14 protein-coding genes are annotated in these 22,826 nt (G+C 53.2%); 5 read left to right on the plus strand and 9 right to left on the minus strand.

Annotated elements, in window-relative coordinates; translation table 11 throughout:
• Window positions 1–4: 4 nt before the first annotated feature.
• Window positions 5–2,050 carry a LamG-like jellyroll fold domain-containing protein gene (locus tag Dvar_RS12300; protein ID WP_419661998.1) on the plus strand — a complete coding sequence of 682 codons (2,046 nt, stop codon included), beginning with the start codon at window positions 5–7 and terminating at the stop codon, window positions 2,048–2,050.
• A 160-nt stretch (window positions 2,051–2,210) separates the two neighbouring features.
• On the opposite strand, the gene Dvar_RS12305 is transcribed toward Dvar_RS12300, so the two are convergent.
• From Dvar_RS12305 to Dvar_RS12340, 8 genes are all read right to left on the minus strand, one after another.
• Window positions 2,211–3,416, minus strand: coding sequence for a type II secretion system F family protein (locus Dvar_RS12305; protein WP_419661999.1), 1,206 nt, complete (start codon window positions 3,414–3,416; stop codon window positions 2,211–2,213).
• Window positions 3,409–5,061 (minus strand): GspE/PulE family protein, encoded by a 1,653-nt coding sequence (locus Dvar_RS12310; protein WP_419662000.1) that lies wholly within the window; start codon window positions 5,059–5,061, stop codon window positions 3,409–3,411. Before Dvar_RS12310 ends, Dvar_RS12305 begins: the two co-directional genes overlap by 8 nt.
• A complete protein-coding gene (locus tag Dvar_RS12315; RefSeq protein WP_419662001.1) occupies window positions 5,042–6,376 on the minus strand; it encodes a tetratricopeptide repeat protein in 1,335 nt (444 codons plus the stop codon). Before Dvar_RS12315 ends, Dvar_RS12310 begins: the two co-directional genes overlap by 20 nt.
• A 78-nt stretch (window positions 6,377–6,454) precedes the next feature.
• Window positions 6,455–8,005: an AAA family ATPase gene (locus Dvar_RS12320; RefSeq protein WP_419662002.1), complete on the minus strand. Its 1,551-nt coding sequence runs from the start codon at window positions 8,003–8,005 to the stop codon at window positions 6,455–6,457.
• 48 nt (window positions 8,006–8,053) lie between these two features.
• Window positions 8,054–8,752: a lysophospholipid acyltransferase family protein gene (locus Dvar_RS12325; protein ID WP_419662003.1), complete on the minus strand. Its 699-nt coding sequence runs from the start codon at window positions 8,750–8,752 to the stop codon at window positions 8,054–8,056.
• 47 nt (window positions 8,753–8,799) lie between these two features.
• Complete coding sequence (locus tag Dvar_RS12330) at window positions 8,800–10,959, minus strand: hypothetical protein (RefSeq protein ID WP_419662004.1); 2,160 nt, start codon at window positions 10,957–10,959, stop codon at window positions 8,800–8,802.
• Window positions 10,960–11,099: 140 nt separating this feature from the next.
• On the minus strand, window positions 11,100–11,807 hold the full coding sequence (locus Dvar_RS12335; protein WP_419662005.1) for a hypothetical protein: 708 nt from the start codon (window positions 11,805–11,807) through the stop codon (window positions 11,100–11,102).
• A 639-nt stretch (window positions 11,808–12,446) separates the two neighbouring features.
• Entirely contained in the window at window positions 12,447–13,829 is a 1,383-nt protein-coding gene (locus Dvar_RS12340; RefSeq protein WP_419662006.1) for a glycosyltransferase, read from the minus strand.
• A 530-nt stretch (window positions 13,830–14,359) separates the two neighbouring features.
• Between Dvar_RS12340 and Dvar_RS12345 the strand changes: the two genes are divergently transcribed.
• The 4 genes from Dvar_RS12345 to Dvar_RS12360 all read left to right on the plus strand — a co-directional run bounded on the left by Dvar_RS12345 (window position 14,360) and on the right by Dvar_RS12360 (window position 22,324).
• On the plus strand, window positions 14,360–15,439 hold the full coding sequence (locus tag Dvar_RS12345; protein WP_419662007.1) for an efflux RND transporter periplasmic adaptor subunit: 1,080 nt from the start codon (window positions 14,360–14,362) through the stop codon (window positions 15,437–15,439).
• A complete protein-coding gene (locus Dvar_RS12350; protein ID WP_419662008.1) occupies window positions 15,436–19,122 on the plus strand; it encodes an efflux RND transporter permease subunit in 3,687 nt (1,228 codons plus the stop codon). The genes Dvar_RS12345 and Dvar_RS12350 overlap by 4 nt, the downstream gene beginning before the upstream one ends.
• Before the next feature lie 147 nt (window positions 19,123–19,269).
• Window positions 19,270–20,100 carry an NAD(+) diphosphatase gene (nudC, locus tag Dvar_RS12355; RefSeq protein ID WP_419662009.1) on the plus strand — a complete coding sequence of 277 codons (831 nt, stop codon included), beginning with the start codon at window positions 19,270–19,272 and terminating at the stop codon, window positions 20,098–20,100.
• A 460-nt stretch (window positions 20,101–20,560) separates the two neighbouring features.
• Window positions 20,561–22,324 (plus strand): acyl-CoA synthetase, encoded by a 1,764-nt coding sequence (locus tag Dvar_RS12360; protein WP_419662010.1) that lies wholly within the window; start codon window positions 20,561–20,563, stop codon window positions 22,322–22,324.
• A gap of 128 nt (window positions 22,325–22,452) precedes the next feature.
• Here the strand turns inward: Dvar_RS12360 and Dvar_RS12365 are convergent, their stop codons facing one another.
• Window positions 22,453–22,734 (minus strand): hypothetical protein, encoded by a 282-nt coding sequence (locus Dvar_RS12365; protein WP_419662011.1) that lies wholly within the window; start codon window positions 22,732–22,734, stop codon window positions 22,453–22,455.
• Between the last annotated feature and the right edge of the window lie 92 nt (window positions 22,735–22,826).

Raw genomic sequence — 22,826 nt, forward strand, 5'->3', positions numbered from 1 at the left:
GCGCATGCACCGATCAATCAAGGGACGTTTGGCATCAGCGACCACCCAGACCGGTGTGGCCTTGATCCCGTTGATCCTGACCATTGCCATCGCCGGGGCGCTGATGGGCGCGGGAATGAAACTGGTGGGGCCCCAGGTGCAGCGGTTGCGCACGGCGTCGGCCATTTCCATGCTTGAAAAGGCCTCACGGTCGGTTGTGGCCTGGAGCCAGACCCATGGCCGCCTGCCCACCGCAGCAGAGTTTGGCGCTGCCGCCGGTGTTCATGATGATCCTTGGAAAAAGGGGCTGGTTTATGTGTATGATGTTGATCTTACTGGTATTGACACGGGCGGGGTGTGCGGCCGTGAAACCACGGGGTTGACGATCGGCGGCATTGCCGATGCGGCATTTGCCATTATCAGCGGAGGGGGTGATTTCACCATCGACACCAATCCGTCAACGTCTGGCGCATACGCTGGTAATGTGACGCTTTCCGCATCGGATCTGAGCCTTAGGGTATCGCTTGCCGACCTGCACAACCGGGTTGGCTGTTTTGACCGCACAACCGGTCGGTTGATCCTGCTCAACAATGAACTTCCCGAAGGCTGCGATGGTCAGCCCTATATTGGCGATTTGTTCGCCGAAGGCGGGGCGGCGCCTTATAGCTGGGCCGGTACCACCGTGCCGGCATGGTTGACCATCACGCCGACCGGCAGTTCATGCCACCTGAGCGGGTCACCGCCGGCACCGGGAACGTATCCTTTTGCCTTGAGCCTGGGCGATGCCGCCGGGGCTCAATCAAGACGGCGGTTTACCATCACCGTGGCCGCCTGTACAACAGGGCCCGCACCGGTTTCCCAGTGGGATTTCAACGAAGGCGCAGGATCCATGACCAGTGACGGCGCGGGCAGCAATAATGGAACCTTGACGGGCGATACGGCCTGGTCCAGCGATACACCCGATGGCAGTGGCGCGTCATTGGTGTTTGACGGATCCGGCGATTCCGTTTTTGTTTCCGATAGCGCGAGCCTGCATATCACCGGTGAGGTGACCCTCATGGCCTGGGCCAAGGAGACGGCCATTGGCCAGTATGCCAAAATCATTTCCCGGCGCACCGGTTATTATTTTTACTTTCTTGGTGTCGATAACGGCCATCCCTATGGGGGGATCGGCGACGATATCACCTACACGGTGACCGGCAAATCACTGCTCATGTCCCTTGACCACTGGAACCATTTGAGCGTCGTATATAACGATGCAGCGGATCGCATGTTTTTACATTTTGACGGCACCGAGCGAATGACCGTTGTGCCTGAGAGCCTGCCTGCGATTGTTGGCGTGGATCTATCCATCGGCGCTGATTCTCAAGGGGCTGAGCACTTCTTTGACGGTGACATCGATGACGTGGCGATTTTTGACCGGGCCCTGACCGATTCGGAAATCCGGGGGCTTTTCTACGGTACCGCCCATCCCAACCGCGTGGCCGGTTGGGGATTCAACGGCACCACCGGCGATGCCGGCACTGGCGCCCACGACGGTATCATGGTCGGCGGCAGTTACACCAGCGATCGCTTTGACCTGCCTGATGCGGCCCTGCGCGTGGATGGAAGCGATTGTGTCCGTATTCCCGATCACGCTGATTTCAGGTTGACCGGTCAGCTGACCCTGACGGCATGGATTCGGGAACGATCATCAAGGGCATTTGCCAAAGTCATTTCCCGGCGCACCGGCAATTACTTTTACTTTCTGGGCGTGGATAACGGCAGACCCTATGCCGGCATCGGTGACGGCAGCAGCTACACGGTGACGCGCAAATCCATTGCCATGATTCCCGACCAGTGGCATTTTGTGGCCATGGTTTACGACGATGTTGCGGACCGCCTGCAGATTTACTTTGACGGCGGCTTGGATGATACCACCGTGACGGTGAGTCTGCCTGATGTGCCGGACGTGGACCTGACCATTGGCGCCGATTACCAGGGTACCCAGAATTTTTTCACCGGTTTGATCGACCAGGTGGCGGTCTATGATCAGGCGCTTAGTGTGGAGGAGATTCGGGAGGCGTACTGACTCTAAAAGCGATAAAATCGAAAAAAGTTCATTTTTCGACGGATTCGTAAAAAGCCCAAGATCAAGGCTTGCGAATCCTTAAGGAATGAGGCGTACTGATCGTACTCCGCAGTGACGAAGGATGAAGCGTAACGCCGATATTGGGCTTTTTACGAATCCGTCAAAACTGGCCAATCACATCATACAGTGGCAGCAGAATAGACAGGACGATCATTCCGAAAATACCGCCCAGCATGATGATCGACAGGGGTTCGATGGCGCTGATCATGGTTTGCACGGTACGCTGGGCCTGGCGATCGTAATAGTTGCCCAGCCGTTTGAAGGCCTCATCCAGGGTGCCGGTGGTTTCTCCATTTTTTACGGCACCGAGCAGCAGCGGTGGAAACCCACCGGCTTTTTCAAATCCCCGGGCAATGGACTCTCCCCGCTGAACGGCGTCAAATGACTTTTTGAGCAGCATTTCCAGGTAGCGATTACCCAATACATCTTTGGACAAAATTTCGAAAATGGCATTGATGGACATGCCGGCCTGGTACATGGTGGCGAAATTGTTACTCAGGCGGGCCAGGGCGATATTGAAAAAGACCATGCCCAACACCGGCAGGTTGAGGACATAGCGGTGCATCATGATCCCGCCTTTTTTTGTCCTCGATATCCCGAACAGGGCCATGACCAGCACGGCAATGGCCAGGATGATGATCTTCCACCAGCGTTGAAAAAAATGGCTGATGTCCAGGATAAACTGGGTGATGCCGGGCAGGGCCACCCCCATTTGGGAGAGCAGTCCGGCCAGCTGGGGCAATACATACCCCACCCACACGCCGATTACCGCCACGATAACGATGATCACAAACGAGGGATAGATGGCGGCCCGTCTGACCGTGGAACGAATTTCTTCCTTCCATTCCAGAAATTCTGAAAGGTCCTTGAGACATTTGGGCAGTACGCCGGATTCTTCCCCCATGCGAATGATCGCCATGTCCAGTTTGCCGAACACCTTGGGAAATCTGGACATGGCCGAGGTAAAGCTATTGCCGTTTTCGATGGAAACGCGCATTTCATCGACAATGCGCCGCAATCCGCGGGACGGGAGCTGTGTGGCATTCTCCTCCAACGCCGACAACATGGGCAGGCCCAGTTCCAGGGTCTGGTGAAGGCGGTGGTAAAATTCGATGATGTCGCGTTGGCGGATGCGGTCGCCAAGAAAACTTTTGTCCCAAAATCGGTCGGTATGGCTCTGAACCGATACCAGGGTGAGACCTTTGCCCGCCAGTTTGGCTTCAAGCTCCCGATCACCGGTGGCGATCAGCTCGCCCTTGATCAATCGCCCGGCATCGTCAATGGCCCTATACTTGAACTTAGGCATTGGCTGCCACCACGCGGAAGACTTCTTCCAGTGCCGTCATCCCTGCGGCGGCCTTTCTCAGCGCCTGCTTGATCATCAGGTTGGTACCGGCCTTGACGGCCGCTTCCTCGATGGTGCTTTGCAAGGCGCCGGCGAAGATCAGGGACTGGATTTCCCGATCCACCCGGATGATTTCATAGATACCGGTTCTGCCGCGATAACCGGCATGATAGCAGGAGTCGCACCCGACGGGGACCACCAGATGCGGCGGTGGGGTAATCCCGTACTGATCGAAAATGGCGATGTCGGCCTCGGTGGGCGGCACGGTCTGGCAACAATTGGTGCAGATTTTCCTGACCAATCGCTGGGCAATGACCATGCTCAATGAGGAGGCCAGGATGCCCTTGTTGACCCCCAAGTCCAGCAACCGGTTGATTGCCGATGCTGCGTCGTTGGTATGCAGGGTGGAGAATACCAGATGGCCGGTCATGGAGGCCCTGAGTGCCAGATCCGCGGTTTCCGTATCACGGATCTCGCCGACCAGGATGATGTCCGGGTCCTGGCGCATGGCCGAGCGCAGGGCGTTGCCAAAGGTTAAACCGGCCTTGGGATTGACCGCCGTCTGGCGGATGGTGGGAATCACATATTCAATGGGGTCCTCCACGGTCATCACATTGACATTGGGACTGTTGACCGTCATCAGGGCTGTGTAGAGTGTGGTGGTCTTGCCTGATCCCGTGGGACCGGTGGCCACGATCAATCCATAGGGGCGTTGGATGTTTTTTTGAAAAACCGCCAAATCCTCTGTTTCCAGGCCAAGGCGCTCAAGATCACCGACGACTTTGCTGTAAACCAACAATCGCATGACAACGGTTTCGCCTAAATGCGTGGGGAAGGTGGAAACACGGATATCCATTTCGCCGATTTCACCGCTGAATTTGATACGGCCGTCATGGGGGATGTTGGGGTTGGAAATATCCATGTCGGCCATGATTTTGAAACGGGTGACCAGCCCTTTATGAAATCGGATGGGAAAGAGAAACTGTTGCTGTAGGACGCCGTCGATACGGTAGTAGATACGGGTCAGCTTCACATCCGGGACGATGTGCACATCGCTTGCCCCTAAAAGCAATCCTTTTTCTACAATGCGATCTCCTAACACGACGATCTGGTTTTCTTCGAATTGAGAATCCGCTTCCGTGGTACGCGTGATGTTGTCGATATCGGTATCAATGGCCAGAGCAGTTTTGTAGTAAAGTTCAATGGCTGAGTTCAGCCATTCTTTGGAGGCAATATAAGTCTGGACCTGGCAACCGGTGATGCGGGCCAATTTGTCCTTGGCCACAACGTCAAAGGGGTTGTTGGTGGCGGCCAGGATGGTATTGCCTTTTTTTTGCAAGGGAATGATGTCGTTGGCGGTGACAAAATCCTGAGGCACCTCGCTGATCAGTCCGGGATCCACCTTGACGGCATCGGTATCGAGCAACTTGGCCCCGCTTTGCACAGCCAGACTCATTTGCAGTTGTTCCTGGGTAATCCAGTCAAGGCGCAGGAGCACGTCTCCTAACATGACGCCTGTTTTTTTGGACTCTGTTGCCGCCATTTCCAGCTGATCACGATCGATAAACCCCATATCGATCAGAATATCACCGATGCGTTTTGCCATGCGACTGCCTTTTTGCCTGTGATGAATGGGTGTTCAGATAACGCCGGAGAAGTTCCATACGCCTTACAATGGATGACCGCTCGTTTTGTGATGTTTGGTCTGCCTTAAGCACCCCGTCGTAATAGTAAAGCGCTTGTGGGTAATCCCCCAGCGCGTCATAGGTGAGGGCGAGATTGAATTTTATGCGATAATCCCCGGGCCGCTTGGTTTCAACCTGTTTGTAAAGCGTCAGTGCTTCGGAAAAACGATTCAAGCGTGCCAGCGCCAGGGCCCGGTGGAACTGAATTTGCCACAAAGGGGCGTCGGCCGTGACTTGTGCCTGGTCCAGATAGGAAAGCGCTGCCTGCGCATCATTATTGCCAAGGGCCGTGATGGCCAGGTTTAATAAGACGCCATTGGGTCGCGGATCAAATCCCTCCAACTGTTTGAGAATCGGGTGGGCCTGGTTGAAATCCCCTTGCGCAATATAAACGGCCGCCAGATTCAGCAGGGCCTGGTGGTGGTCGGCATCAATACTCAAAACGTTGCGATAAAATCGGGCGGCCTGGGCCAGGCGACCACTGCGATGACAGGCCAGGGCTTTCTGATAGAACAGGTCTGTCTCTGAATGGCCTGACGTTCCGTTTTCATCGGCCGCATGGCTCGATTTGGATGAACTCGGGTTGACCGTCATGACAGGCGGTGTGTCCGTCCGTGAGCGTATCACGGGCTGCGGCAACGACTGCCAGCTGCCGGCAGATGAATTCGGGCCTGGTTCAAATGCCATATCTTTTTGAGGCCGACCGCTAGTGGGCGAAGGTTGGGAACCTTCCAGTGCGGGCGAATTCGTTTTTATCTCCACCTTTGTTGCGGTCTGCTCGGCCGGTGTTTCAGCGGCTGCCGGTTCGGTGGCAAGCTGCTGATTTTGATGGGGCACGCTTTTTGAGACACCGGGGGGGGGCAATGCCTTGGTCTGAGAAGGGGGTTCCGTTACAGTCAGATCCGTAGATTTGGGCGGTGGTTCATTTGTGCTTGGCGCCCTTGATGGAAAGGCCGACCGCTGCGGCGCAGCACGCATTGAAGATGGATCGGCTGTATCCTCGGCAGACCCTGTTGGGGGCTTGGCAGGCAGCGGGGTTTTGAGAAAAGGGGAACGGTTGGCTTGGGTCTGCCATAAGACCGTGCCGCCAATGATCGCCCCCCCTAACAGGGCCAGTGCTGCCAGTATGACGTACCATTTTTTCGCTTTGCGTTGATTGGGGGGCAAAAAGGGCGCGTCAGCGACGGGATCGGCTCCCGAATCCTCGCGATTTTTTTTGCGTAGTGCATCGTTCATTAAGCTCATGATATCAACATTATCTTGCGTGCATCAGATATCGACGCGGCCTGTTGCAGCGGGGGCAGATAACGAATGTTAGCGCTCGACCACGCTGGCCACAAACCGGTCACTGGCATTGATCTTTTCGGCAACAAGGGCTGCATCTTCGATTTCGGCAAAAAGGCCGGTATAAAATTCTTTATCGCCCGTGAGGCCGGTTTCCATAAGGCAGCCATGCCCCATTTTGGAAAGAAAATCGGGAATCTCGGCGGTGGATAAGGGAGCTTGGCCGGGGGTCACTTTTACCGTCAGCGGTGCATGGATGATCAGGGCCGTTTTCAAACCGTTGTCATTTTTGTACCCTCTGGCGGTTTTCAGGTCCTCAAATTTCCCGGCCATTACACGATACCACTGCCCGTTATTGACTGCTTGCCAGTGGGCCGGGATGCCCTTTTTACGATACCGGGAAACGCTTTGGGCTGCATTTTCTCGGTTGCGAAAGGAGCCTAATTGCATGGCATAGGGAAAGGGCCGGATTAATTCAGCCAAAATGGGTGCCTTTTCCATTGGTTGATCGGCGGCGTTATTCGGTGCGCTGGATGGGGGCGTGGTATCCCAGTCGTGATCCTTGGCCACGAGAGCGCCGGCCATCGGTTGCGGTTGATTTTCTATTCTACCGGGATTGGTGGTGATCAATGCCCCAATCACTGCAAGCAAGACGATGAAAATAGCTGCCGTCTCCCGGCCAAAACGGCTGACGGAATTTGTGGACGGGCCTGCATCGAGGCTTTTTAGTTCGGACAGCGCCCGGCGGACGTGATGTCCATTGATGATCTGCGCATCATCTACATAACCGGCGATCAAGGCATAATCGCAGATTTTATTAATCAACCGCGGAATGCCCGCAGCGGCGTTATGCACGCGCCTTTTGGCGTCGGTGGAAAAGCACACCTGGCCGTGGTTGCCGGCCACAAAAAGCCGCTGGGCAATGTACGCGTCGGTTTCCTCGGCGGACAGGGCCGACAGATGGCAGTGAGCGGCGATGCGTTGCTTGAGCTGGCGCAGTGCGGCGGTGCCCAGCAGATCGATCAGCTCAGGCTGGCCGGATAATACGACCTGGATGAGTTTGTGCTTGTCGGTTTCCAGATTGGATAACAGTCGCAGATCTTCCAATGTTTCCGGGGGCATGGTTTGGGCATCATCGATAATGACCACGAAAGGCCGGCGCTGATCCCGGCTCAGTAAATGCTTGTGGAGACGATCGATGAGCGTCTTTCTGGAGGCATTGGACGCAACAGCGATATGGGCATCGTCGAGGATACCTGTCAACAATTCCTGGCCGGAAACCGATGGATTGATGATATAGACGGTTTCCGCTTTATCCCTCAGCTGGTCGAGCAATGTCCGGCACACGGTGGTCTTGCCGGTGCCCACCTCTCCGGTGAGCAAAATAAATCCCAAAAAGGTGTTGACGGCATAAATGATTTTTTCGATGGCCTGTTGATGATTGCCGGCGGCAAGCAGAAATTCAGGGTCGGGGGTAATGCAAAACGGCGCTTCGGCCAGCTGGTAAAATTGCAGATAGACCCTTGCCTGGGGGCGTTTGATGGGTATCGCGCCGATCGGCGGGGTGGGCAGGGCTTCCATTGTCAGGTTCCTTGAGGAGGTTGGTCGCCCTTTGATATCCAGGTGCGATCACGAAAAATAGTGCAGAATTTTATCTGGGCTTCTCCACCAGTTATCGGTCTCGCGGACAAGTTCTTTAATTAGTGCTTGCACATCCTGGCGTATGGTTTCAAAGGACTTTTCATCCAGACGACGGGGGACCACAATGGGCGGTGCAAATCGGATGAATACTTTGGAAAACGGTTTGGGAACCATGAATCGATCCCAGCTACTGAACATCCAGTATCGCTGGGGGGAGACGATGACCGGAACAATCGGTGCACCGGCAAACTGAGCAATGGTGATCAGACCGGGTTTGACGACGCCAAACGGCCCTTGGGGACCGTCGACGATATGCCCGATGCGATAGCCTTTGCCGGTGAGTTGACGGATTTTTTTAAGGGCCCGCATGCCTCCTTTGGATGACGACCCCCGCACCGCCTGCCAGCCGAGGATGTCCACAATCCGGGCGACCATCTCGCCGTCGCGGCTCTGGCTGATCATGATGGCGATGGGTTTGCGGGTGGCGAAGAAGGTGATCCCCGGGAAGAACCGTTGATGCCAGGACGCGTAAACGACACTGCCGTACCTGTCAAGGGCACCCTGTTCGTTGTGGGTGTCAACCAATCGGTAGGAATAGGTTCGGGAAATCAGTTTGACCAATATCAGGCCGGCTCGCGGAAAAAACTGCTGGTAACAAAAATCTTTTAGGGTGTCTTTCAAAGTCATAATGGGCTCTGTCGGTTTTTCGGTTTCAACGGTTATTGTTCATCAACCTACCAGAATTTCCAGCTTTTATTCAGGTCAAGGGTCACAAGAAATCGGGAGTTCTGGTAATATTCTTCAATCGCTTCTTCATAGTAGTAGACAAATTTGTGCTGGACAGACAGGTTCATGAATGTATTCAATTTTGCTGAAATGGTGTTGTTGATCTCGCTTCTGATCTGCCAGGGATTGCCACTATCGTCCAGAATACCTGACATGGAATCCAATTCAAAGCAATAGGTCAGGTACTTTAGAAAGGGCACGCTGAAACTGGCCAAAAGCTCAATCCCGTACAAACCCGATTTCGCCGGATCCTGAACCTCTTTTTCAAAACCGAAACCGAACTTTCCAGTAAATTGGCTATACACAACGCTGAGACCGAGGGTCTCCCTGAGCACAATCGGTCTTAGCCCATCTACATTCTCAACCACCGTATCACAACGGAATTTGTTGTATGGCCGGAGGGTCTCGAACAGATTATACTCATACAAAAACGTTCCTTTTAAAATATTGTACAGATAATCATCATCCTTGCGGCTGTAGAGCATGTAAGGGGTGAACACAAAGTTATGATAGCGGTTGTAAACGGCAAAATCGATTGTATCTTCTAACCCCCACTTGTTATAGGTTTTTGAAGACTGGCCGGCCGGGACGTCGATGGTTTCGCCTTTTTTAACGCCACTGTTGTCGATAAAATTGGAAAAATAGATATCAATCGTCGTTCTGAAGCGCCGGTCCAGGTATTCATAATCATCACGCAAGACGATACATTGGTTTTTCAGATCGTCTTTCAACAGATCGGTGACGGTCATCCAGGTGTTGGTGAAGTCGATGGGTTTTTTAAGCATATGCATGATTTCTCGCATTGCCGGCTGTGAGGCCGCCACACGATACTCCCGGTCAGCAACCACCGGATACCCTTGAACCCTGATCAGGTTGGGATCCAAACCGGTGATCACCAACCCTTTTTGCTTCGTATTGACCGTGGTGAGTTCATCACCGGTGAGTGAAAATAGAAATACGAAATAATCCTGATTGACCATGGTTAAAAAATCAGACGATTTCAGTTGCTGGCTGATCGATGAGGGATTGATGGTGTCATTCTCAACAATGGCAACTTCGCAGTTAAATCGATCCCGCAGCAGCTGCGAAAAGCGAGTGTCGTCCACTTTGGATTCGGCGGCGTTCAGATTGGCGATGAGCTGGCGCTCATTTTCAATAAACTCCTCTTTCCACAAGGTGAGTCGATTTTTAAAACCATCATAAAAAAAATCATCGGTTGGAATGGGATCCGCTTTTTTCGGCTCAAATGCGGTGATCTCGATTTTGTCGCCGATCATCAGATCCAGTCGGAAATAGTCCACGTTTTCTTTCATCATGACCACCGATCGGCCGTCTTCAATATCCATCCGGGACACCTGGGATGAAAAGAAATGTCCAGTATAGTCCCCGCCGCACAAAGCGATACCAATTTCCGGGTGGTCTTTAAGAATTTCCATTGTATCCGGCAGATTCATTCCCGAGAGCAAGACCACATGCTGGATACCGGCTTCTTTTATTTCTGCCAATGGCTTTGCCAACGCGTCCTGCGTTTCAATCATGCTGTAGCCAAAAAGATCTTTTTCAGCGATATCGATTTCAATCTTTTCCGATGATATGCCCAGAATGGCAATTCGGATTCCCTTTCTTTCAATTTCAAACCATGGTTTAAAAATAGGCGTTTCTTTTTCCACGATATTGGCCGACAATAGACGGACGTTTTTATTTTTTTGTAGATAAACAAGATTGTTGGCGCCGATTTGAAGGTCTTGAGAAGAAACAAGCACGGCCGAACATGAAAAAAAATCCATAAAATCCATCATCGCAGAGCCCATGCTGTATTTGGACAGAACACCGGGGTAAAAGGCATTGCCCAAATCCAGATACAAATCCGCGCCATTGGCGGATTCGAAAAGGATATTTTGTGCCAGGCGTAAAAGCGGATCCGTTTTTTCCTGATTTTCAATATCAAGGGAAAATTTTCCTTGCAGATTTGACGTCAATACAATTGAAAGTGGCTTTTTGGCGTGGGCCTGGGGGGAAAGCATGATAACGGTGATTAGGGGAAAAATGAATAATACCAGCCATCGAAGGCCAAATGAGGAAAAAATCAGCATCCTTATCCAACGCATCAGCGCATATCCTAATTTATGGCATGGGCAATAACAAGTCACAGATTAGCATGCAACGGTTAGGAAACGCAACGTCGCTGGTTGATTTGCCACCTTTAAAAAACGACGTGTTTTAATTGTTGGGCGTTGATGGGGATCCGCTAAATTTGGGTTCCGGATTCATCTTTTTTAAGCTGCAGTTCTTTGAAAAGTTCGTTAAACGTCTTCACCAAGTCAGCATTGGCGGCTCTTTGAGATTCAAGCTCGGCCATGGATTTATCCCTGGCTTTCTTTAAAGACGCGATCGTTTCGGATGTATCGTTTATTTTTTCCTGGTTTTTCTGATTGGCGGCAGCAAGTTCCGTTAATTTACGGGTTTTGTTTTCCAGTGCATTTTCCAAATCGGCTTTGGCGGCCACCAACTTGCTGATTTCCAGGGCATTGCTCTCCAGGTTTTTTTCCAATTCTTTTTTGGCGGATGCCAGAATGTCAATTTCCTGGGTTTTTGTTTCCAGTTCTTTTTCCTTATCCGCCAGCTGGCTGGAAAGAATCGCTTTTTGTTTTTTCTTTTCCTCGATAATTTGCTTGCGTTGGGCAATAAATGTTTGTTCCTGTGTCACCATGGCCTTGTTAAGCGCCGCGATTTGCTCGGTCTTTTCTTGATCCAGCTGTTGCATGGACATTTCGATCTGATTGATATGCTCGTTTTTCGCCGTGATTTCACGGGCGTATTTTTCCTTGGCGTCAGCCAACGCATCGCTCAAGGCGTTGATTTTATCTTCAAGATCACGAACCCATTTCTGGTAGTGCTGATTTTCTTTGGTCAACACATCATTTTCTCTTTCAACCAGCGGCAGGCGTTTTTTCATTGCCCTGTGCTCGGCAAAAAGTTTTTGATGCTGTTCTGGTGCGTTTTTTATCGGGGACGTTGCGCATGAAACACAACATGCCAAAAGACAAGAAAATAGTACCGCGTTTAACATAAACGTCGTTGACTTTCTTTGACGTCGCATTTCAACACTCCTAAAAAAAGGTCATGCGATTAGGGTTACCAACAAATTGTGATCGGGTCATTTTTGATCAAGCCTGCATCCTCACTTTACTATTTCGGCAAAATTTGCAGGGACTTAACCGAAAAGAGCAGGATCACGCATTTACAGGGCGGTTTACCTGATCGATCCTGATCATTGAGCCTGACAGCCAAGCTTTTATTAATCCTGACAGCCAAGCTTTTACTAATATAGTATGAAACACAAACTCGAATAAATCCACCGTTTGATTGTTTTTTTTCGTTACCCGGCAGACGGATGAACGGGCTATGAATTAAGAAAATTGCGGATACAATTTTTTGCGCACGTCCTTTCTATGAAACTAACTGACTTAATAAATATGCGATATTATTATGCAGCAGGCATGCTTGGGTGACGCGATCGCAAGGTGGGATGGCTTGCAGAAAGGCCGCGGAAATAATCTTTCCGCGGCCTTTTTTGAAAATGTTCGGGTTATGGTTAGGGCATAAGTGTGAGAGACGGGGCCTTTCTTGAAGATGACGCCCAGGCCACTTCGGATGCCTTGGAAGATTTGATATCCCTGGTCATCCAGCCGGTTTTATGGGGGGTCAACATGGCATAAAAGCTGATCCACGACAGGCAGGTTAACCAAAGATAACTGTAGGGAAGTGCCCAAATCGCATTTTCACTCTTATACCTGAGGAAATAAAAACATCCCGGTGCACACGCAGCGATGGCTGCCGCAACAAGCATTTTCGGTCCGACCACCAACGGCAGGTAGACCAACAGCGCCAAGCCATAAAACCGAATGATCTGGCCAACGGTCAAACTAAGGATGCCGATCAGGACGTTGATGCGAATGCCCAGGGCGCCACCTTCACGGAATTTGCCAAATACAAAGCGGCTGATCACCAGGGTCTCGCGGATATTGCTTCTGGCCCATCGCAACAGCATCTTCCAGGTTTTGGTCAGCGTTATGGGAGAGGTGGTATGCACCATGGCTTCCCGTTGGTAATGCACGTGGTAGCCGCTTCTGAGAATCAGGTTGGTCATTGCCCGGTCCTCTCCAATATTGGCCGCCCGTCCCAAAAATGTTTGATTGACCCATTCCGGCAAGACTCGCATCACCACACGTCTGCGGTAGGCGGACAGGGCGCCGGGGGTACACAACACCGAATTGATCACGCTTTGTCCGGCCCTCAGAAAATCAAAGCTGTAGGCAAAGGAGACTTCCAGCATTTTGGGAATGAATCCTTCCTTGCGATTGAGGATACGGACGTTGCCGGCCACGGCCCCGACCCGTTTGTCCTGGACAAACGGACTGACAAGGTGGCGCAGGGTGTGCGGATCGACATTGGAATCGCTGTCAATGGTGACAAATACCTCACCTTTGCCGTGCTTGAATCCCCTATACAAGGCGTGTCGTTTGCCTCGGTTGACCGGTTGCCTGAAAAGCTTGACCCGGCCGGGAAATTGCGTGGCCGCTTTTTTCAGCCATTTCCAGGTGTCATCCTTGCTTCCATCGTCAACACCGATAATGCTCATTTTTTCTACAGGATAATCGCTCTTTACGATGCTGGCGATGGTGTCATAGGCCTGCCGCCCCTCGTTGTAGGCCGGAACGATGACCGAACAGGTGGGCAGCTCTTGGTCACTGGCCGGGGGAGCCGGTTTGTACTGGAAACAGAGCACAATGCGCCAGATGAAGACCGATATGTGCGCGATAAAAAACACTTTTGTCAGGAGAAACAATATCTGACCCGTTGGGATGTTTTCCATGGAGGCCCAAATGACGTTGAATTCATTTGTCAGGACCAAAAGTCCCAGTGTCAATAAGGATAGAATCACGACGGTTACGGCGGTAATACCTATCTTGTTCATAACAAATCCTTCATTTTACGTGTTAGTTAGGATCTCAGCAGCAGATCATTTCACCCCTGGCGTTGTGTTCGTCAGCCCATCCAGCACTTTGCCGCTAACGGCAGGCTTGATATGAACGGCGTGACATGTCTTCTCGATGACTGAACTCATGTTCGCAGCATATGCAATGTCCTGTTGCACTGTTCTGCTGTTCCGATCCTTATCTGATTGTTGTACGAGAAGTAGTCTCGTTGCTTCCTATATCAAGAGCTGTGCCAATATGGAATGTGCCTGAATGATTGGTAATATTTTTTGAATCGCGAAAAATCTAAGTTCATGCCCCCTCTTTTTTTTCGCATTCGGTTACGGTTTTTGCGCACCCAGACTAGGGCCGAAAATGTAACCGGTCCAAACGCGTTTGGCGAAATGACACCAATTCAATCTTGATTAAATCGTGTTCATTCAATACGGTTTGGCTATATTTGGTGGTTGCCCCAGACGATTCCATTTGCCAGCCAATCGAACAATGTATGGAGAGGATACCTCAGCCCATGACTAAGCATGTGCCATTGCTTTTTGGGGTGGTGGTTTGGGTCATCTTGGTCGCCTGTACCGCGACCGACGATGATGCGCCAAGTCCCCCATCCCAACCGCGTGCCGTGCGCACCCAAACCGTCGTTGCTCGCGATCTGCCCCTTGTGGTCAAGGCCGTCGGGCGCTTGTTACCGAATCGGGAGGTCGTGGTTTCGGCCGAGGTCCCCGGCATCGTCAAGCATTACGATGTCGATGTGGGTGCATCCGTGGACCAGGGCGCGCTGCTCGCTAAAATCGACCCTGCCGATTACGCGCTTGCCCTGAAGGAGGCCGAGGCCAATCTGCTGGCCGCACAGATTAAACTGCCGGTGGAGAAACGATCCTTCGAGCGTGCCCGGCGCCTTTTACCCGAGAAAGTGATCACCCCGGAGCTATACGATCAGGCCGAGGCGAGCTATCAATCGGCCGAGGCACTGGTGGTGCAGCTTGAAAGCATCGTGGCCCAGGCCCGGCGGCGGGTGAAAAAAACGGATATCATCGCGCCGTTTACCGCTTACGTGGCCCGCCGGTTTGTTGAAAAAGGACAGCACATTGCCACCGGCGACCCGGTTATACAACTGGCGGACCTCAGCGCCATGCGGGTCAAGATTCATATCAACGAACTGGACTACGTCCATGTTGACAAAAATGATCCGGTCACGGTGACCGTGGAGGCATTTCCCGGACGGTCCCTGACCGGACGGGTCGACAAGATCGGTGTTCAGGCCGATAGCCGCACAAACACCTTTGATGTCGAAATCCTGGTGGACAATCCGGATTTTCTGCTCAAAGCCGGTCTCACGGCGCGGGTGACCATCCAGACCGATGCGATTACCGGTGCGCTGATGATCCCCCAGGATACGGTTTTGTTCAGGGAAGATCGAAAGGAAGTCTTTATTGTTGATGATCGGCAAGAGGCTCAGGCCCGGGTGGTCAAGCTAGGACGGATGGACGGCTCCGAGGTTCGGGTGCTGGAAGGGTTGATGCCCGGCCAGCAACTGGTCGTCTCCGGTGCGGCATATCTCAAGCCCGGCGATCGGGTGATGGTGACACAGTGAATTTTTTTTCCCTGGTTCTCAAACGTTGGCTGATTTTTATGCTATTGGTGATCGTTCTGCCCATCGTGGCCGGGACCGTTGCCTACCAGACCCTGCCCAAGGAGGGTGAACCCGAAATATCGGCGCCGGTGGCCATCGTGGTCACCCTTTTTCCGGGCGCGTCGCCCAGTGAGGTGGAAAGCCTGGTCACCACGCCCATCGAGGAGGAACTCAGCGATCTCAAGGACGTTGATGAGATGCGCTCCAATTCCGCCGAAGGGGTGTCGGTGGTTGTCGTTGATTTTCAGGCCGAAGCGGATCTTGAGCGCTCGCTGCAAAAGGTGCGTGAAAAGGTCAGCGACGCCCGCAAGGAACTTCCGGATCAGGCCGAGGACCCGGAGGTCAACGAGGTCAGCTTTTCCGATATTCCGATCATGATTGCCTCGGTCATGGGCGATATCGATCCGGTCCGGCTGCGACGGCTCACCGAGCGGGTGGCCGACGAAATCGAATTGATGCCCGAGATCCTGGCCGCCGACGTGGCCGGGGGACTGATTCGGGAGATTCAGATCTATCTGGACCCAAAGCGGCTCAACCAGTACGGGCTGACCATTCTGGATGTGTTCGAGGCCGTCAGGCAATCGGACGTCAACATTCCCGGCGGGCAGGTCAACCTGGAGGGGCGCCGACTGCTGCTGCGCACGCTGACCGAAATCAAGACCGTGGCCGATTACACCAAAGTGCCGCTGATCCAAAAGGAGGACCGAGTGGTTTTCCTGGGCGACGTGGCCGATGTGGTCGACGGCCATGCCGAGGATGTCACCTACGCGCGGGTGGAAGGCGTGAACTCGGCGTCCATCGCCATAAAAAAACGCAGCGGCGCCAATATTCTGGAAACCACGGCCAAGGTTCGCGCCAAGCTCAAGGAACTGGAAGCCTCGTTTCCGGCCGGCGTGACCACCACGATCACCGCTGAAAAGGCCAAGTTCATCAAGCAGGGCTTCGACCAGATGAACAATTCGGCCGTGGTCGGTCTGATCATCGTCATCGTCGTGCTCTACTTTGCCATGGGGCTGAGAAACTCGGTCATCACCGCCCTGTCGATTCCCTTGTCGCTGCTCTTGACCTTTGTTTTACTGAAGGTTTTCGGCATGTCCAACAACGACATGGTGCGCTTTGCCCTGGTGCTGTGCATCGGCATGCTGGTGGACAACGCCATTATTGTCGTGGAGAATGTCTATCACCACTTTCAATTGGGCAAGGACCGGGTTCAGGCAGTGGTCGACGGGACCGCTGAAATCGCCATGCCGGTGATCTCGGCCACCCTGACCACCATGGCCGCCTTTTTGCCCATGCTGCTCATGACCGGCGTGACCGGTGAGTACATGGGCTTTTTGCCCAAGACTGTCGCCATCGCCCTGTCCGCGTCCCTGGTGATCGCCCTGATCGCCAACCCGCTGATCCTCAGCCGATTCATGAAACGGACCGTCAAAAAAGGGCAGATTGTCCGGCCTGAGGAAGACCTCAAACAGTTGAAGCGGATTTATGTGCGGTTTGTCACCTGGGCGCTGAGCCATCGGGTGACGGTGCTGTGCATGATCGGTTTGAGCCTGGCGCTGGCGATCAGTCTGGTGGCTTTCAAGTTGGTCAAGATCGAAATGTTTCCGGATGCTGATTTCGATTATATTTACATTACCGTGGAAACGCCCCGCGGCACCGATGTGACCATTACCGACGCCGTGGCCCGGCAGGTGGAAGCGCTGGTCGCCGCGCACGTGCCCGAGGCGGTGCAGACCGTGGCCACCGTCGGCCAGCAGGGCCAAAGCGCCTATGAGTTCTCTGTAGGAACCGGGGTCGACAGCCATTTTGCCGAAATCACCATTGAGTTGCTCGACGGCAAGGAATTTGCCCGGGCCTCTCACCGCGACATTCAGGACCGTCTGCGCCCTTATCTGGAGCGCATCCCCGGCGCTGATATCCGGTTCCGGGCCATTCAGTGGGGCCCGCCCACGGCCGCACCGGTATTGATCAAAATCATCGGGCCGGAAATCGAGGTGTTGCGTCGTATTACGGCCGAGGTCCGCAGTATCATGGACGGGGTTAGCGGTGTGGTGGACATCAAGGACGACTTTGCCGATGCCGCGCCTGAACTGCGCGTCAGCGTGGACCGTGCCAAGGCGGCGGCCATGGGCATCCCCCTGGAGGCGTTGGCCTATACACTGCGGGGGGCCACGGCCGGCTTGGAGATCCGCGAATTTCGCGATGAGCTGGATGTCTCCAAAAAATACGACCTGAAGGTCCGTTTCTCTCCGCAGTCCCGGACCCGGCCGTCCGTGCTGAACGACATCCGCTTGCGCTCCAGCACCGGTGAGCTGGTTCCCCTGTCCACCATTGCCACCTTCAGTCAGGGCAGCGGCCTCAATAGCATCCGCCACTCGGACCGGCGCCGCCTTGTCAGACTGTCGGCCAACAATCGGGGTCGATCCGCCGTGGAAATCACCCAGGAACTGATCCCCAAACTGGATGCCCTGGCACTGCCCGCAGGGTATTCTTTTGATTATTCGGGAGAATACGAGGAAACCGCCGAATCCTTTGAAAGCCTGGGGCTGGCCTATATCGTGGCGGCAATCCTGATTTTCACCCTTTTGGTCTCGCAGTTTGATTCCCTGTCCCAGCCTTTTGCCATCCTGACCGCACTGCCCTTGTCCATTGTCGGCGCCATGGTGGGGCTTTATGTTACGGGCAATGATTTCTCGATCATGAGTTTTATCGGCCTGGTGGGCCTTTCCGGCATTGTGGTCAACGACTCGATTGTGCTGGTCGACTGCATCAACCGCATGCGTAAAGGGGGACTGGATTTATTTGAGGCCATTGTGGCCGGCGGCCAGCAGCGGCTGCGGCCGATCATTTCCACCACCTTGTCCACCGTGGGGGGGATCCTGACCCTGACCATTACCGACGAACTGTGGGAGGGACTGGGGGTGGTGATCATCTTCGGCATCTGCTTTGCCACCGTATTGACCCTGGTGGTCGTGCCGGTCATGTACTCCCTGTTCGAGGGGGCGCGCTACGCCATCGTTTCCGCCTTTCGTGGACCGCGATGGCCGGAGGCGCCCCAGGGGATCAGCTATTTTTTCTCCCGGCGCCGGTATGCCCGCCTGGTATTCGGAATGCTCATGCTTGTTCAACTGGCGGTTCTGGCTGCCGGTCTGGCCTATTTTATTCCTCCCATGCTGGAGACCATCGCGCAGACGCCGTTTCAGGCGCCCAGTCTGCTCAAGCTGGCCATTGAGATCACCGTGTTCGGCTTAAAACTGGTATTTCAAGCCATTGGTCTTGTAGCCGTGCTTTTTTTACCGACCTGGATCGGGCTGGTCTACGTGATGGCCAAACGCAGCCGGGAAGGTTATTTTGTGGATATTACCTCCCAAGGGGTGTCCATCGGGATGCCGGCCGATCATTACTTTATTAAGAGAGAGGATCTCACCCGCGTCACCACGGCGCCCTTTTTCCCGGCCTTTCCCTCCCTGTGCATCCACAGCGGGCGGCAATGCATTGTTGTGCGCAAGCTGATCAAGACTGGCGGTCTGCCGGAGAAAAAGCCCCTGAAGGCCTGGCTGACAGCCAAGGCACCGGATCGCAAGGTCATCCGCCAGAGCATGATGGATCTGAAACGTGATCTGGAGGCGCTGATAAAAAGCTAACCTGAGCGTTTTAATGCTGGGCGCATTGTGATAACAAGCAGCTGGACTTTTGGCTGTAACAACAGAAAAAGAAAACATTACCCAATTGTCCGTCCGGAAATGCCAAATTGGTCATTTTTTGGATGGGCAATGGCTTAGGATCAGACCATGGACTTCATACCCGCGTTTCAGCCCCCAGCCGATAACAACCGACCGACCCTGTGGTTTATTTTTGAAAAGAACAAAATCTTAATTAACTGTGAGAATGGTGCTTGTTTCATTCCCGATGATCAAACGATCAAGGACAGCGGCATTACGCCCAGTCACCGCCTTTTTCTTGGATCGTTGGGGGATCAAGACTGCTGGGCAGCGGAAATGTCTGCCGGCGACGCTGTTCCCGAACCCTATGGCCTGATGGATTTGCGAGTCCTTTTGGACACCATCGGTGATGAATTGTTCTGGATTGCCGGCCTGGCCAATCATCTTATCGATTGGGATCGATGCCACCGCTACTGCGGCCGATGCAGCCATCCCACGCAAGATAAAACCGACGAACGGGCCAAACATTGCCCGGCCTGCGGCCTGATCAATTATCCACGCTTGAGTCCGGCGGTGATCGTGGCCGTGGTCAAAGATGACAAGCTGCTGTTGGCCCGCAACAAACGGTTCAAAGGTCCTTTTTACAGCGTTTTGGCCGGCTTTGTCGAACCGGGAGAAACCCTTGAAGCCTGTGTCCGGCGCGAAATCTGCGAAGAAGTGGGGCTTGAGGTAGACAACATCCGCTATTTCGGCAGCCAGCCCTGGCCCTTTCCCAATTCCCTGATGGTGGGGTTCGTGGCCGATTATGCCGACGGGGAGATCCAGGTCGATAATGCCGAGCTGTTGGAAGCGGACTGGTTCTCGGCCGACTCACTTCCCCAGGTTCCCCCTAAAGTCAGCATTGCCCGCCAGTTGATCAACTGGTTTGTTGGCATCCATACCCCGTCGTTATCCAAATAGTGTTTGCTGGCTCCCCCTGTGCGACGTTTAACAGGGGGAGGCCGACAGGGACCGGCGTGTATTTTACATTGGCGCTTACCCTGGGCAAATCCATTTTCTCCCTTGACTTGTTTTTAAATTTTTAAAATTCGATCCTTATTAATCATCTTTTATTCGGCCATAGAATAAGGATACACAATAAACTGATTGACAATCAGTGCTAAAATGTGGCATTTCAATTGACCGAGCGCTCGCTCAGAAATCTTTCTCAATTGATTCAACCCAAACCGATCATGAAAAGGAATCGACAATATTGTCGAGCAATGATAGGATTCGATCCTTTTGTTCTAAAAAACGGGTAATCTATTGATTCAACAGTACTATTGGGGGGATCAGGGTGCTAACCCATTAAACGCATCACTAAAGTGTTTAAAATGAGGTTATGTAGGTAGCCAATCATCTAGTAAAAGGGAGGTTGAGCATGTCGTTGGAGAGTTTTTACCGGGAGGCAATGGAACTGAACACGATCAGGGATATGGGCCAGCGAGAATCAGCGGCAAACGCTTTTTTCGAGAAGCTGAATCAGGCCACATTGCCTGACACCTTTAACTGGGCCGCTGAGATTTTCGAGGGGTTGCACGTCAAGGACCGGGGAGATCAACTGGCCCTGATCTGGACGGATCTGGATACGGATGCCGAGCGCATGTTCACCTACCGCGAATTGGCGGCCAACGGGAATAAATGCCTCAACTATCTGAGGAAAAATGGCGTCGAAAAGGGCGATAACCTCTACATGCTCACGCCCATCGTGCCTGAAACCTGGTTTGCCTCGTTTGCCGGCATCAAGGGTGGGCTGGTCTCCGTGCCTACGGCCACCACCATGACGGAAAGGGAAATCCAGTTCCGCTTTGAAGCCTACGCCCCCGATGTCATTATTGCTTTTGAGGGGCTTTGCGATCTGGTCGACGACGCCCTTCAAAAAGCCGATTGCACGCCCAAGGCTAAAATCGTGCTGGGGCAAAAAGACGGCTGGGTGTCCTATCCTGAGATTGACAGCGAATCACCGGAGGCGGATGCCGCCCAGGTGGGCAAAGATGATGTATTGTTCTGTTTTTTTACTTCCGGTACCACCGGTCTTCCCAAGCGGGTGGGGCACAGCGCCACCTCTTATCCCGTGGGACATTTTTCCACGGCGATCATCCAGGGACTTGAGCCCGGAGACGTTCATCATAACCTGAGTGCGCCCGGTTGGGCCAAATGGGCCTGGAGCAGCTTTTTCGCACCGCTTAATCTGGGTGCCACGGCTACAGGGTTCAACTTTTCGGTCTTGAACATAGAGAAGTACATTGCTACCGTGGCCAAGTATAAGGTGAACTCTTTCTGTGCGCCGCCCACGGCTTGGCGGGCCTTTGTGGGCTTGGATCTGGAGAAGTACGATCTGTCGGCCATGAAGTATAGCTTAAGCGCCGGTGAACCGCTCAACCCTGAAGTGATCGAGCAGTGGAAGAAGGCCACGGGGACTGAAATTCGCGATTTTTACGGCCAGACCGAGTCGACGGCCATGATCGGCAATCCGCCCTGGATGGAAGGCAAGATGCGTTTCGGCTCCTTTGGGTATCCATCCCCCATGTACGATGTGATCCTGGTTGACGATGAGAGTAAAGAGATCAAAACCCCCGACGAGCCCGGCCACATCGTCGTGCGCTTGAGCCAGTGGCGTGCCCTTGGCCTTTTCCATCAATATATCGATGATCCCGAAAAAACCGAAGGCGCGTTTCAGGACAACCTTTACTTCACCGGAGATAAAGCCTCATTTGATCAGGACGGGTACTGGTGGTTTGTGGGGCGCTCTGACGATGTAATCAAATCTTCGGATTACCGCGTCGGTCCCTTTGAAGTGGAGAGCGCGCTGGTGGAACACCCGGCGGTTGTCGAGGCCGCCGTGGTGGGCAGCCCCGATCCCAAGCGCTACCAGCTGGTCAAAGCCTATGTAATTTTAAAGCAAGGCCAAGAGCCGTCCAAGGAACTGGCCCTGGAGCTGTTCAAGCACACCATCGATGTGCTGGCCAAATTCAAAATTCCGCGGATTATCGAATTTGTCGATGAATTGCCCAAGACCATCAGCGGCAAGATTCGGCGTGTCGAGTTGCGCGCGACTGAAGAGAAAAAGAAAAAAAGCGAAGCCGTATCGACCAACGAATACTTCTACCATCAATTTCCAGAGCTGAGTTCCAAGAAAAAGTAACCCCACCGTTGTAACAGTGGAACAGTGTGGGAAATTCTGTCGTGCCTTTGTCCACCCGCCAGACGCCAATGCATCGTGAGATGTTGCCGGCTGGCGGGTGGACATTTTCAGGATCGTGGTTTTCAATTCTATTTATCCGGTTGAAATTCCACCTTGAAGCTGAAACCGGCGGCATCAAAATAGTTGAGCATCTTGCCGTCTACCTGGTACATGAAATCGTCGATCGGCTGAGCTGCGCCGTTCAGTGCCGCACCCCGGGCATCTTTTTCCAGAACCAGACGGAACAGGTCATCGCCGCCCCAGAAGAATTTACGCCAATCTCCTTCCGATGCAGGATCACGGTAAATGGCCGAATCCTCGTAATTGCCGCTGACGTTCATGTCGCTGACCGTCTGAAACGCATCGCTCATGGGGTAGGGCACCCAGAGAATAACGGATTTTTCGCAAATATTTGCGGGTAAAGATATGATCTCTATGATGAGAGAGCAGGGGATAGAGAAAA

Origin of the sequence: Desulfosarcina variabilis str. Montpellier (assembly GCF_048565275.1) — a bacterium.
In the GTDB taxonomy this organism is placed as follows: Bacteria; Desulfobacterota; Desulfobacteria; order Desulfobacterales; family Desulfosarcinaceae; genus Desulfosarcina; species Desulfosarcina variabilis.

What these genes read in the sequence shown, in the direction of transcription:
- Dvar_RS12325 (WP_419662003.1), bottom strand. Translation starts at nt 8,752, where the DNA reads ATGACTTTGAAAGACACCCTAAAAGATTTTTGTTACCAGCAGTTTTTT.
- Dvar_RS12305 (WP_419661999.1), bottom strand. Translation starts at nt 3,416, where the DNA reads ATGCCTAAGTTCAAGTATAGGGCCATTGACGATGCCGGGCGATTGATC.
- Dvar_RS12360 (WP_419662010.1), top strand. Translation starts at nt 20,561, where the DNA reads ATGTCGTTGGAGAGTTTTTACCGGGAGGCAATGGAACTGAACACGATC.
- Dvar_RS12315 (WP_419662001.1), bottom strand. Translation starts at nt 6,376, where the DNA reads ATGAACGATGCACTACGCAAAAAAAATCGCGAGGATTCGGGAGCCGAT.
- Dvar_RS12320 (WP_419662002.1), bottom strand. Translation starts at nt 8,005, where the DNA reads ATGGAAGCCCTGCCCACCCCGCCGATCGGCGCGATACCCATCAAACGC.
- Dvar_RS12335 (WP_419662005.1), bottom strand. Translation starts at nt 11,807, where the DNA reads ATGAAAAAACGCCTGCCGCTGGTTGAAAGAGAAAATGATGTGTTGACC.
- Dvar_RS12340 (WP_419662006.1), bottom strand. Translation starts at nt 13,829, where the DNA reads ATGAACAAGATAGGTATTACCGCCGTAACCGTCGTGATTCTATCCTTA.
- Dvar_RS12310 (WP_419662000.1), bottom strand. Translation starts at nt 5,061, where the DNA reads ATGGCAAAACGCATCGGTGATATTCTGATCGATATGGGGTTTATCGAT.
- Dvar_RS12365 (WP_419662011.1), bottom strand. Translation starts at nt 22,734, where the DNA reads ATGAGCGATGCGTTTCAGACGGTCAGCGACATGAACGTCAGCGGCAAT.
- Dvar_RS12345 (WP_419662007.1), top strand. Translation starts at nt 14,360, where the DNA reads ATGACTAAGCATGTGCCATTGCTTTTTGGGGTGGTGGTTTGGGTCATC.
- Dvar_RS12300 (WP_419661998.1), top strand. Translation starts at nt 5, where the DNA reads ATGCACCGATCAATCAAGGGACGTTTGGCATCAGCGACCACCCAGACC.
- Dvar_RS12330 (WP_419662004.1), bottom strand. Translation starts at nt 10,959, where the DNA reads ATGCGTTGGATAAGGATGCTGATTTTTTCCTCATTTGGCCTTCGATGG.
- nudC (WP_419662009.1), top strand. Translation starts at nt 19,270, where the DNA reads ATGGACTTCATACCCGCGTTTCAGCCCCCAGCCGATAACAACCGACCG.